Genomic DNA, 11,933 nt, shown 5'->3' with positions numbered 1-11,933 from the left:
TGGGTTTAATAAACAAATTGGAAAGAACTACAACCTAACTGCTCTATATAATAAAGGTTCAACACGTAGTTCCATTACCTTGAATTTAGGCTATCGATTCTGAATTGGAATGATTAACGTATATGTTGAATAAAATAATAAAAAATAAAATGATACTGATAGTATCCTTGATGATGTTAGGGTGTTCTTCTCCACATTCGATAGAAAATAGAGTGACAGAAGAAAACTATATGTTGGTGAATATACAACATGCAAATAAATATCAGAGCCGTGAACCGTATAGATTCTGGGGCGATATAGGTCCGAAATTTCTGCTGGATGATGTCAATGGGTCAAACTCACTAAATGTAGCAGGAGATCGCCTAAATGTGTTAGCCCTATCAGGTGGCGGGGCGAATGGGGCATTTGGGGCTGGCGTAATCAATGGCCTATATGATAGTGCTAAGTTGCCAGATTATACGATCATTACTGGTGTTAGCGCGGGTGCATTAATTGCTCCCTTTGTATTTGTTGGGGGTGAAGATATTCACAAACTCAGAGATGCAATGTTCAAACTCAATGACCACGAGGTACTAGGTAACAAAAGTGTTTTTAATATTTTCTTTAAAGATGCCTTTACAAGTGGAGAACGGTTATTGAGTTTGATCGAGTCGACCTACGATGAAGAGATGATTAGCCAGATTGCCGAAAAGCATATTCAGGGTAAACGCCTGTTTATTGGGACGACACATTTTGATTCAGGCAAGCAAATTACTTGGAATCTAGGTGAAATTGCCTCTAGTAACCTTCCGAATAAGAGTGCGCTAATTCATCAAGTTTTAGCTGCAAGTTCTTCGATACCTGGAGTATTTCCACCACAGTTCATCAATGTGGAATACCAAGGTGAACAGTTAAAAGAGTTACATGTTGATGGAGGCTTAACTTTCCAGATGTTCTTTAACCCATCAAGTTTTGATTATGGGAAACTGAGTACGCAGATTGGGCTCGAGAGAAACCCAAATGTTCATGTCATCCGCAATGGCACGCTGCAAGCCCACTACCAGCAACTGAGGGGAAGAGGTATAGAATTATTAACCAGGAGTGTTAGTAACCTTACTTTACAGCAAACTAGGGGAGATATGTATCGCATGTTGTACACCAGCAAAAGAGACAATTACGATATCGCTTTCACATATATTGATACTGCTTTCCACTTTGAAAAAGAGGGAAATAAGATATTTGATGAGGAGTATATGGCTCAACTCTACAGCTATGGCTACCTCAAGGCCCAAAGTGGAAAATTATGGACCTCACAAATACCCCATTAACACTGCATAAATAGCAGAATGCTTACGATTTAATTTTGGCCCGATTTGTACTCTTTTAGACCGCTTGATCTGTACTAATCGGGTCTTTTTTGTTGCAAGGCTGCTTTATCATCGAGCAGGATAAGGCGCAGATCCAACACCTCAATATCCTAAACCATACCTCAATATTCTTCTTTGTTTACTGTAACTGATTGTGTCGTTCAGGCTGTCAATCGTATTTGAATGTATGCCCTTGATGAGTCTATACGTTTAGCCATCCTATAAGTAATTGCGTATATGAATTTTTAGCCCATTGTATTTTAAAGGAAATTTACCAACCTGACGTTCGATTGCTATCGATTGCATCATAATAACCCCACAAAAACTAAACTATATTTTAATGATTCAAAAAAAGTTGAATGAAGAGGTGATTGTATGTATTGTGTTCTTAGATTAAACATGTGGAGAGATGAGTTATGGTTGAATTTAAATTGACTCACAAGAAAGCTGAACGTTTCTCAGAGAAAGTTGCTCTTTCTGTTACAAAACTGCTGAAGTACGTGTTAAACCTTTTTTATGGTAAGAAGTACGATAAAAGAGCCGTTATTCTAGAAACTATTGCGGCTGTGCCGGGAATGGTTGCGGGAATGTTTAATCACCTGAAAGCGCTTCGCCGTATGCGAGATGATGAAGGCTGGATAAGAGAACTCTTAGATGAGGCAGAAAATGAACGCATGCATTTAATGATTTTCCTAGATATTGCTAAGCCAAGTTGGTTAGAAAGACTTATTGTACTACTCGGTCAGGCGGTATTTATCGTTGTTTATTCAATTATCTATCTACTGTCTTCGAAAGTCGCACATAGAATCGTAGGGTATTTCGAAGAAGAGGCTTGTAAAAGCTACAGCGAATATCTTGAAAAGATAGACCAAGGTCATATTGAAAATATACCTGCACCTAAGATAGCAATCGACTACTACCAACTAGGTAATGATGCACTGTTACGTGATGTGGTTTTGAGAATTCGACAAGACGAGGCTGGTCATAGGGATAGAAATCATGGCTTTGCTGATGCTTATGAACGCAAAGACTTACCATCCCATCTTGCTTAACTTATAAAAAAGACGCTGCGGCGTCTTTTTTGTTTATAGTAAACCCTTCTAACATCAACACATCATCTTTCATTAGTTGTTATTTAATGATGACCTCATCCTTCAAAGACGATTATTGCGCTGCTTTAGGCAGCGATAAAATGACCTTGTATTCATAGAGACTTGTTTTGGTTACTTCAGTTAGTCGCTAAAACAAAAAGAGGTGAGGTCAGTTATGCATAGGTCTGTTCGTAACATATTATTTATCGTTATCACTGTGCTCGTTTCCGGCTGTAATGGCAATAGTAATCACTCATCTAATCGACCAACTTCACCAAAGCCAATTGAACCGGGCGCCAGTTATCCGATAGTTGAAGAGATCGGTGACGTGACATTAGTTGGAATGAGTGAGTCGGTAGTGGTTCGAGATATTGTCGGCATACAGCAACGAGTTAGGATAGAAAGCTTCAAAGGAATCCCATATGCACAAGCAGAAAGGTTTGAACATAGTAAGACGGAGAGACTTGATGATGGTTATGCAACAGATTTTGGCCCGATTTGTCCGCAATTGATACTGTCTGAGAAAACTCAGGATGAAGACTGCTTGAGTCTTAATATTTGGCGCCCAAGTAATTTACAGGCAGGGCAAAAGGTACCGGTTTATGTCTATATTCATGGAGGAAATTTTGAATACGGTTCGGGAGCAGATAGGCACATTCATGGTGATAATGTCGTCGCTCAAGGCCAATTAGATGACGAGCCATTTATTGCCATCACGTTTAACTACCGATTGGGGTTACTTGGAAGTGCATATTCGTCGAGTGATGAAGGAGGTAACTTTGGAATCGGTGACCAAAAACGAGCGCTGCAATGGGTGAATGAAAACATCGACAAGTTTGGAGGTAACCCAAGTGATGTCACTTTGATGGGGCAAGGAGCTGGTGCTATGTCGATCGGTATATTACAACAGTATGAGAGCGAAGATTATGTCGGTGGACGTTTTTTTCAAAAGGCCATAATGCAAAGTAATCCATACGGATTTCAATACCGCTCGAGTAGGAGTGCTGAATCATTTGCAAAAGTATCAGACTTACGTGACTTGAAACTTAAGGAAGTATTGAGTTTGCAATTAGCGTCGTCTAATACAACAGCGAAGGTTGCTAATTGGGCTGCAAGTAGTCTCAACCCTATTAGTCAGAATAATACTCCAATGCCTTCATTAGTACCGTTCGCGCCTTATATTGAATATCGAAGTAGGATTGGCGCTGACTTTGAAGGCTATCATGTTAAATCTCAGCCGTTTGTATCGGATCTCTCTGTACCAACGGTAGCTGGTTTCAACTCAGCCGATGAACGCACATTCGCTTCACTTGCCGGTATTACATTTCTGATTCCCGCCATACTAGAAGTATTACAAGATACAGAGCTAACGGAGAATAGTGATGCCGAATATGTATCCGAAAGAGTCGCGAATTGGTTGTCGGATGATGCGAACCTAGCGCGATTAAGTGCACATATCTTGTCGATTGATTTAACTGACATCAACGAGCAGCTCGCGATTATTGATGCCATTGATCGCTTACCAGATAGTGCCTATGAAGTGATGACAATACTGTTCTATGGTATAAGAAATATCAATAAGAGCAATGAGTTATTGAGTTTTGAGGATTATAAGAAGAACTCTGAGTACGAGTTGGCTGGCGCATACTCCAATATGAAACAATTTAATCAGCTGACTAATGATATGTTATTTGCTGCCCCCATTCGTTCCCTACTAACTAGAGCGGCTAGCAGTCAAATACAAGTGACTATGTATGAGTTTAATTATCGAGCAAGTTTCAACTCTGTGGTACGTGGAAATTTGTTTAATGATAAAGAAACCGATGTAATTCAAATAATTAAGTATTTAAGTTGTTCATTGGGGTCTCCTTGCTTTGGTTCAGAACTTCCTTTTGTGTTTAATAAGGCTTTTCGTGCCGATGGCTCAGAGTTTTCCGTATCGCAGCGTGACGAAGAGATGATGAACAGAATGTCACGCCACTGGTTCAGTCCAGAACTATTTAAGAAAGAATCATATAACCCAAGTTTGGATAATGTTTGGGTTATTGATGGTCTGAATGTAAATCAGCCGATATATGACTGGGACCAAGCGACTAAGTTTGGTAAAGATAAGGATTTTATCGATGGTCGCCTAACAGGACTTGAACGGCTAGGTATGGTTGGATACTACCTGGTAGATTAGTACCTATCATATAGCAGATTGTTAGACCTTGGGGACAGGAGTTTTATGCGAATAAAGCTCCTGTCCCCTTGTTATTTGAACATTCGCTGTCCTTACGTTTTTACCATGGGTGTCAATTCTATTAGGCTAATTGATGTTTGTTAACGTTAAAGGTAAAGGTTGAAATTTCCTTTTTAACTCAATACTGTAAGTAACAACATATTAACGTTAAGGAGACGGTGATGAATATCGGGATCTATATCTATCGCGATGTAGAGGTACTGGATTTTGCGGGTCCTTTTGAAGTTTTTTCTACAGCAAACCGTTTTCTAAACGAAGATGAAAAATGGTCAGTCAGCCTTCTATCTCAAACACAAGGTATCGTCCTCGCAAGAGGTGGCCTTAAAATCCAATCCGACTACTCCATCTACAGTCATCCGGCAATTGATGTACTGATTGTGCCCGGTGGAGCTCATACCCACGAGATGGAAAATACTCGCGTATTAGATTGGGTAAGAGAGACAGCAGCTAACTCCACGCTTGTGGCTTCTGTGTGTACAGGCGCATTTTTGCTGGCGAAATCGGGCGTCCTTTCTAACCAAACTGTTACGACTCACTGGGAAGATCAAAATGAACTGCAACACCTGTTTCCGGAGTTAACCATTATCACTGATACACGTTGGGTAGATTGTGGTGACATTGTCACATCAGCTGGCATTTCTGCTGGGATTGATATGAGCTTGAGGCTGGTTGAAAAATTGCGCGGACGTGACATCGCACTTAAAACAGCAAAACAGATGGAGTTTGATTGGTGTGAACATGGAGTTACTTTATGAGTATTGCTGTAAGACGTTTAACCCATCCAATATCGGAAAATGTGTTAGCACTAGCTGTGTCAGATGAACAGTTGCCTTTTGTGGGTGTAGTATCCGATATTATTCAGAGCAGTTTAGGTTACCCGAAGGAGAGTCAATGGGTAATCTATTCGGGCGAGACTCCTGCAGGTTTTTTCCTACTTGATGAGGCATACCAAGTTACATTAGGAACTACGTTGGAGAATGCTACTGGCCTTCGCGCTTTTTTTATCGATTCGCGGTTTCAGGGTAGAGGTCTCGCTAAGATGTGTTTAAAGCTTTTAGTCAAAGAGTTTAACGCTTGGTTGGGCACTGAATACAATGACCTATATTTGACCGTTAACTGTAAAAACAAGGCGGCGTATCAACTTTATTTAGCAGTAGGATTTATTGATACGAAAGAACTATATCTGGGTGGTCAAGCTGGTCCTCAACACATTATGTGCTTTAAATCAAAGACAGCAGATGAAATGGGGCTATGATGCTGCCTTCTGAGTTATGTTGTTGAGATAGGTGATTGTTGTGATATCTAAGTTACCTCGTTGGATTGAGTCGGGTGCGTTTGTTCTCTCTTTATTAGCAGGGACAGTGAATGCTGTAGGGCTCATGGGGTTTCAGCATCAGGCCATCTCACATTTATCTGGTACTGCAACACTATTAGGTACTCAACTGATTCACGATTGGTCTCTTGCAGGTCATATGTTCGCAATTATCGTTAGCTTCCTAGCAGGGTCGGCGATTTCTGGTCTATTTATTTCAAATGTGTCGCTAAAGCTCGGTCGCCAATACGAGTGGCTTCTTTGCATAGAAAGTCTATTTTTGCTGATCGCCACTTATTTACTACTCAATGGTTCTCAAAGTGGAACCTACTTTGCTTCAGCTGCATGTGGGTTGCAAAACGCCTTGGCAACCACGTTTAGTGGAGCGGTAGTTAGAACGACTCATGTCACTGGTATCGTTACTGATTTGGGAATCATGATTGGTTCGACATTAAGAGGCGAGACATTTGATAAACGAAAAGCCAAGTTGTTTGTCACCATATTAACGGGGTTTATCGTTGGCGGTATAGTGGGTGCTCTGTTATATCGGAATTTAGCGTTTATGGCGCTCGTTGTCCCTGCGGCAGCATGCCTAGTTTTAGCGTTAGTGTACCGAATTTATCGCAAGAGAATCGCTTATACCAATCGAGCAAGTTAGAGGGAATTTATGAACATTCAATCGATTGATCATCTCGTACTCACAGTTGCTGATTTGCAATCATCTGTGGAGTTTTATGAAACGCTAGGAATGAGATATGAAACATTTGGTGATAATCGGCATGCGCTTCATTTTGGTTCTCAGAAGATCAATCTGCATATCAAGGGACAAGAGATAGAACCTAAAGCAACCTTTGCAGTGCCGGGAAGTGAAGACTTGTGTTTTGTAATAGACACTCCAGTTGGACAAGCTAAACAGATACTCATTTCTAATGGTATTGACGTATTCACAGAGCCTGTCAATCGCACAGGCGCTACGGGCAGCATATTGTCAATTTACCTGCGCGATCCAGACGGTAATCTTATCGAACTTTGTAATTATCAATAGTCAACTCTAAGGAAAATCATGACCACGCAATGGATTGTCGATGCTTTTACCACACAGCCATTCAAGGGCAACAGTGCAGCTGTTATTCTCGTTGAGGAGTACCCTGACGATGAATGGATGCTTAACGTTGCAGCAGAAAACAACTTATCTGAAACCGCTTATCTTAAACGTCTTGATCACAACCACTACTATATTCGATGGTTTTCTCCAATCACTGAAATTGATTTCTGTGGCCATGCCACATTGGCGTCCGCGTTTGTACTGTTCAATGAGTTGTCTCACACTGGCGAAATTCGTTTTTCTACCAACGATGTCGGTGACCTAACCGTGGTACAAGGAGCTTGTGAGCGAATAGAGATGACGTTTCCCATTCTTATGCCTTGTGAAATAGATGAGGTTCCAGAAGCGCTTGTTCGAGGACTATCTATCGAACCATCTAAGGTGCTACGAAGTAAGCAAGCATATTTCGCTATTTACGAGTCAAAACAACATGTTGTCTCTTTAACAACGCAAAATGAGCCACTAAAAACACTTGCTCCTTATGATGTAGTCGCGACAGCTCCAGGTTCCGACGATCAATATGATTTTGTTTCTCGCTATTTTTGTCCAGCGAATGGCGGTGATGAAGACCCCGTCACAGGCTCGATTCATGCGGGTTTGATGCCATATTGGGCTGAACGACTCGGCAAACCAAAACTCACGGCCTTACAAGCTTCTAAAAGAAGTGGGATCTTGTATGGTGAGGTGCTCCACGACAGTGTCTGTATTTCTGGTAATGCCGTATTATTTGCGAAGTCTACTCTGAACGTTTAGAGTCACGCACCAATTTGACGAGTAATGAAATCCACTTATAGGCTTAGAAGTGGGGCACGTAGTCAGTTATTTATCCCAGTATTAGAAGAGTCAAACGAATGAAGCTTTCAAAAAGAGAAGGTCGTGTTGTTGACAGTGCGATAGAGCAATGGCTTGAACAAGGCACTATCAACCAAGAAGAACATGACAAACTGAAAAACAGCTATCAAGTCGCCAGTGTCGATTGGTCACTTATTGCTAAGTACTCATTTTGGATTGCAATTGTTTGCATCGTTTTATCGGTACTTTCCGTGTTGCTCGATGAATGGCTGATTAAACTTCTGGATGAGATATTCTCTGCACCTGACATAGCGAAGAGTGGATTTTTCGCCATAATATCAGCGGGCTTTTACTTTATTGGCGTAAGACGAAAATCGAAGACTCCGGACAAAGCCTTTAGCAATGAGGCCTTATTTGTACTGGGTATTGTCAGTACTGCTGTGTCGATTTATTTTCTAGGGCAGGTTATTCAAACCAATAGTTTAACCAAGCTAATCCTGCTTGCCTCGCTAGTGTATGGCGTTTTGGGATTGTGGATTCCGTCGCATATTGTTTGGTTGTGTGCGTTACTGTCATTTGGTACTTGGCTTGGTTTTGAAACTTACCAGCTAAGTGATGAAGGTTATTTTCTTGGCCTTAATTTCCCATTCCGATATGTGCTTTATGGTTTAGTACTGATAGTGACAAGTGCTCTGGCAATGAAACGTTGGCCATCGAAGGAAGATTTTGCCATCACTACTCGTGCTTTGGGGCTATTTGTGTTCTTTATATCGTTGTGGTTAATGTCGGTGTTTGGTAATTATGCGGACTTTAGTGTGTGGAGTAATGTCACTCAGTTCTCTTTACTACATTGGTCGATACTGTTACTTATTGCGTCTGTTGTAGCTGTGTATCATGGAATGAAGTTTGATGATGAACTTACGCGTGGCTTCGGGCTCATTTTCATCTTCATTAATCTGTACACGCGCTTTATAGAGTACTTCTGGGAAGGTACACATAAAGCGGTATTTTTTGCTATTTTGGCAACAAGCTTTTGGTTCTTTGGGACTCGTGCTGAAAAGATATACCGCCTTGGACGTGCAAAAGAGTAATCTGCTTCGTTAAACTCATTTAACAATAGTTTTGGGAGCGTTTATCTTACGCATAAGCTCTCCCAATCGAGCCTCATCATATGCTCACCCGCTGGTGCCATCGACTCGTCGATATCCACTCTTGCTCTTATTTCGATGATTTGATCTGGGTTTAACTGATCCTTTTCGATTTGAATACCATTACGCCAATAGTTGATATCGCCCTCATAACGCTGAGGAACATCAATTTGAAATCGAAACTTCTCAGATGGTAGGCTCGATTCTAAACCTCCAAAGTCAGCATTTTTTAAACGCAGAATTACACTACCGTGAGGGATGTTATGAACCAAACGCAGTCGAATCTCACGTAAATCGTAATCTTCGCCAAATGACAGTTCTCCCTCTGCATCAATGACTTCAATTCCACAGCGTGCTGGGATGTCTGCACGGAATCTTAATTGAGCATCGTTGTTTTCTGCCAAACATGTCGTTGATAGTAGTAACAGAGCTAGAACCCAACAATTAGTGACCAATCTGAACATAAATAAATTCCAATAGATGCTTGCTAAGCCGACTCATTAAGCGCAAATCGTGACCCATTCGGTTTTTATTGTCAGGTCATCTTTGGCAACTGTATCTTCCTCAGAAAGAGAAACTCTGGCTCGGATTTCTAGCTTACGCTCATTACCAAGTTCATGACGTGTAAAGGTTTTACCTACCATCCAAGCAAGAGCACTGCCTTCCTTTTCACCGCTACCTGTTACTTTAAAATGGAAAAAGCTGTACTCTAGATTCCTTAGATAATCGTCTTGGTCATACTCTAAGTCGTCTAGTCTGAGTAACACTCGGCCATTTTGACGGTTATCGATAATCTGAATTTGAGCTGCGTCCGCTAGATAACTATCTCCAAATGCCAAATCACCTTTATCTTTGAGCACTTCCAAACCACACTGTGCTTCAATGGATGCTTTAAACTCTATTTCTGCATCGTTATCCATTAGCGAAAAGTTGTTATTTGCATACACTGCATGATTAGTGATAACAAGCATACCTGCGACTAGTAGAGCGGTAGATGTGCGCATAATTACTCCGCGAATGTTGTATTAGTTTGTTTCATTTTAATTAGACGCTGCTTCTCTGTTTCGATTTGCAGAAGCTTAAGTTCGTGTTCAGCTTGAGCAAGTTCTTCTTCTCGTTTACGCTGACGCATTTCGAACGCGTACAGTTTTGTGCAATCAACACGGTCTTCACCGCCAAACTGAATTGTGACTGCAGCATAGATACCGCGGTCATCTTCGTTGTAATAATTGTGATAAGGGTCGTACTGGTTGCTGTATGTATCATCTGCGCCTTGGGAACCATAAGTTCCAAATTGAACAGTTTTACCCGTTGATACTGCTTGTTCACAGGTCGACCCATTAGATGTCCGAATTCTATCAGTACCTGATGGGTTTGATACTGAGGGGATAGGGTTTGCCAATACATTCATCGAAATCATCATAGCTGCCGACCCCAAAGTGATTCTAAAACTCATGATTAAAGCCTCTTAAATGTGAGCTTTGTGCATACTTCATAGGTGTTCGGGGAGTCTGTAACCATCTTAGTACACACTAATTTTTCGGATGTTTTACTAGGAGGGGTTTTAACACTAATGTCTAAGTCAATTTCCTGATTGGCCGCTAGCTCAATTTTATTGTTAAACACCTTCTCGTTGATCCTCAGATAGTAATTTGCAGAGACATTGGAACGATTCACCAGAGTAAATTGCACTTGCGTTTTATCTGAATAGGTTTCGAATTGAGTGTTTTTCCACTTATGAACATTGGCACTGGCTGTGAATGATGCAGCCAACGCAGTTAAGCAGACAAAGTATTTAAGTAGTCGCATACATCACCTCAAGAGCTAACAAAGAAGGGGATAGTAATGCAGTTGCGCGTAATACGATTACCATTTCGCGCCAGCAGGTTAGAAAAGTGAAACAACTTTGTTTTGGCGTTGAAGCGCTAATCATCGAAGGAAGGTTGCGTAATTACTGCTCTAACTTTGAGATTGTTTTTGTATCGATGTATCGAAGAAGAAAATTAAATGATGAACCTACGATTGGCGTTGGACTACTTTTAATAATCCATACACTCGATTTATTGAGTACTTTTGAGAAGGGACGCGTAAAACGGTGACTTTTGCTACTTTAACAACAGATGTTTGGTTGTTTGGAACTCGTGCAAAGAGGGTTTATCGTCTTGGTCGGAGCTAGCATACAGAATCTTAAGTTTCTGAATATCAAAACCTGTAAAGCAACAATAGATACTACTGCTCGTACACTGTGACATTATCCGCGGTCATTGTGTATGCGCTCATTACTTCAGTATTGCCGTCTGAGAGCTCAATATTGGAAGTGGAAGATTGCTCCAACAAAGTTCCTTCGACCCACACCGGTGAGTATAAACCTCGAAACTCAATTCCTTTAGGGTAACTCACTACGACCATTTGATTTCCTGGCGGTGGTGGAGTGTGAATACAGGCGCCGGCATTAGGAACAAGTATAAACTCAGTAACAATCAACTCATCAAATTCAAGAGGTACAATGAACCCAGGAAGTCGCCCCTTCTTGCCAATTAGCGTGGGATTGATATTCATATTCCAATCTGAATGATCGGCATCTATTTGCTTTTGTTCTTCAATTAAATCAAGGATATTGATGCCATTCTTTGCAAAGCGTATCAATGCTTCACGATAATTTGTCTCTAGTGCAGCACGTTCAGGTTTGTGTTTATTTTGATAGTCTACGATCGTCATCAAATCATAGCGCTGTGTGGGTGTAAAACTCGCAAACTTGTTTTGGTAAGTTGGCGCATCAATGGTCGGCGAGAGATCTTGCCACTGCCAGTCATTTGCATGTGCTTTCACCATAAATAGCAAAGAAAGACTGAATAAAATAACTAACGAACGCATGCTTTAAATACCGATAATTGACC

At 41.0% G+C, this 11,933-nt stretch carries 13 protein-coding genes; 9 read left to right on the top strand and 4 right to left on the bottom strand.

Translation table 11 applies throughout. The features are described 5' to 3' along the window. The first annotated feature begins 125 nt into the window (after positions 1-125). The 9 genes from HW45_RS25020 (at position 126) to HW45_RS24980 (ending at position 8,979) form a co-directional block, all read left to right on the top strand. Positions 126-1,307, top strand: coding sequence for a patatin-like phospholipase family protein (locus HW45_RS25020; RefSeq protein ID WP_200874602.1), 1,182 nt, complete (start codon positions 126-128; stop codon positions 1,305-1,307). Positions 1,308-1,762: 455 nt separating this feature from the next. Then, complete coding sequence (locus tag HW45_RS25015; protein ID WP_038230629.1) at positions 1,763-2,398, top strand: alternative oxidase; 636 nt, start codon at positions 1,763-1,765, stop codon at positions 2,396-2,398. Positions 2,399-2,612: 214 nt separating this feature from the next. Next, a complete protein-coding gene (locus HW45_RS25010) occupies positions 2,613-4,619 on the top strand; it encodes a carboxylesterase family protein (RefSeq protein ID WP_038230626.1) in 2,007 nt (668 codons plus the stop codon). A 221-nt stretch (positions 4,620-4,840) separates the two neighbouring features. After that, a complete protein-coding gene (locus HW45_RS25005; RefSeq protein ID WP_038230624.1) occupies positions 4,841-5,434 on the top strand; it encodes a DJ-1/PfpI family protein in 594 nt (197 codons plus the stop codon). Further along, positions 5,431-5,934, top strand: coding sequence for a GNAT family N-acetyltransferase (locus HW45_RS25000; protein ID WP_038230622.1), 504 nt, complete (start codon positions 5,431-5,433; stop codon positions 5,932-5,934). The genes HW45_RS25005 and HW45_RS25000 overlap by 4 nt, the downstream gene beginning before the upstream one ends. Positions 5,935-5,974: 40 nt before the next feature. Continuing rightward, positions 5,975-6,649, top strand: a complete 675-nt coding sequence (locus HW45_RS24995) for a YoaK family protein (protein WP_038230619.1) — start codon at positions 5,975-5,977, stop codon at positions 6,647-6,649. A 9-nt stretch (positions 6,650-6,658) separates the two neighbouring features. Next, positions 6,659-7,036, top strand: a complete 378-nt coding sequence (locus HW45_RS24990) for a VOC family protein (RefSeq protein ID WP_038230618.1) — start codon at positions 6,659-6,661, stop codon at positions 7,034-7,036. An 18-nt stretch (positions 7,037-7,054) separates the two neighbouring features. After that, complete coding sequence (locus HW45_RS24985) at positions 7,055-7,849, top strand: PhzF family phenazine biosynthesis protein (RefSeq protein ID WP_038230617.1); 795 nt, start codon at positions 7,055-7,057, stop codon at positions 7,847-7,849. Between the two features lie 98 nt (positions 7,850-7,947). Further along, positions 7,948-8,979, top strand: a complete 1,032-nt coding sequence (locus HW45_RS24980) for a DUF2157 domain-containing protein (protein WP_038230615.1) — start codon at positions 7,948-7,950, stop codon at positions 8,977-8,979. Between the two features lie 41 nt (positions 8,980-9,020). Here the strand turns inward: HW45_RS24980 and HW45_RS28500 are convergent, their stop codons facing one another. The 4 genes from HW45_RS28500 to HW45_RS24955 form a co-directional block, all read right to left on the bottom strand. After that, a complete protein-coding gene (locus HW45_RS28500; RefSeq protein WP_006071408.1) occupies positions 9,021-9,500 on the bottom strand; it encodes a hypothetical protein in 480 nt (159 codons plus the stop codon). A gap of 36 nt (positions 9,501-9,536) precedes the next feature. Further along, positions 9,537-10,040 (bottom strand): hypothetical protein, encoded by a 504-nt coding sequence (locus HW45_RS24970; RefSeq protein WP_031496530.1) that lies wholly within the window; start codon positions 10,038-10,040, stop codon positions 9,537-9,539. A 2-nt stretch (positions 10,041-10,042) separates the two neighbouring features. Beyond that, the gene (locus HW45_RS24965; protein WP_031496528.1) at positions 10,043-10,492 is read right to left on the bottom strand and encodes a hypothetical protein; all 450 of its coding nucleotides are present in this window, start codon (positions 10,490-10,492) and stop codon (positions 10,043-10,045) included. Between the two features lie 773 nt (positions 10,493-11,265). Beyond that, positions 11,266-11,910: a DUF3299 domain-containing protein gene (locus tag HW45_RS24955; protein ID WP_038230613.1), complete on the bottom strand. Its 645-nt coding sequence runs from the start codon at positions 11,908-11,910 to the stop codon at positions 11,266-11,268. Positions 11,911-11,933 lie beyond the last annotated feature (23 nt).

Origin of the sequence: Vibrio sp. ER1A (assembly GCF_000733315.1) — a bacterium.
Taxonomy (GTDB): Bacteria; Pseudomonadota; Gammaproteobacteria; order Enterobacterales; family Vibrionaceae; genus Vibrio; species Vibrio mediterranei.
The sequence above is the reverse complement of the archived record's forward strand: the minus strand, read 5'-3'. Positions and strand labels throughout refer to the sequence as shown.

Coding starts and splice junctions, on each gene's coding strand:
- HW45_RS25015 (WP_038230629.1), top strand. CDS start 1,763: ATGGTTGAATTTAAATTGACTCACAAGAAAGCTGAACGTTTCTCAGAG.
- HW45_RS25010 (WP_038230626.1), top strand. CDS start 2,613: ATGCATAGGTCTGTTCGTAACATATTATTTATCGTTATCACTGTGCTC.
- HW45_RS25005 (WP_038230624.1), top strand. CDS start 4,841: ATGAATATCGGGATCTATATCTATCGCGATGTAGAGGTACTGGATTTT.
- HW45_RS25000 (WP_038230622.1), top strand. CDS start 5,431: ATGAGTATTGCTGTAAGACGTTTAACCCATCCAATATCGGAAAATGTG.
- HW45_RS24990 (WP_038230618.1), top strand. CDS start 6,659: ATGAACATTCAATCGATTGATCATCTCGTACTCACAGTTGCTGATTTG.
- HW45_RS24985 (WP_038230617.1), top strand. CDS start 7,055: ATGACCACGCAATGGATTGTCGATGCTTTTACCACACAGCCATTCAAG.
- HW45_RS24980 (WP_038230615.1), top strand. CDS start 7,948: ATGAAGCTTTCAAAAAGAGAAGGTCGTGTTGTTGACAGTGCGATAGAG.
- HW45_RS28500 (WP_006071408.1), bottom strand. CDS start 9,500: ATGTTCAGATTGGTCACTAATTGTTGGGTTCTAGCTCTGTTACTACTA.
- HW45_RS24970 (WP_031496530.1), bottom strand. CDS start 10,040: ATGCGCACATCTACCGCTCTACTAGTCGCAGGTATGCTTGTTATCACT.
- HW45_RS24965 (WP_031496528.1), bottom strand. CDS start 10,492: ATGAGTTTTAGAATCACTTTGGGGTCGGCAGCTATGATGATTTCGATG.
- HW45_RS24955 (WP_038230613.1), bottom strand. CDS start 11,910: ATGCGTTCGTTAGTTATTTTATTCAGTCTTTCTTTGCTATTTATGGTG.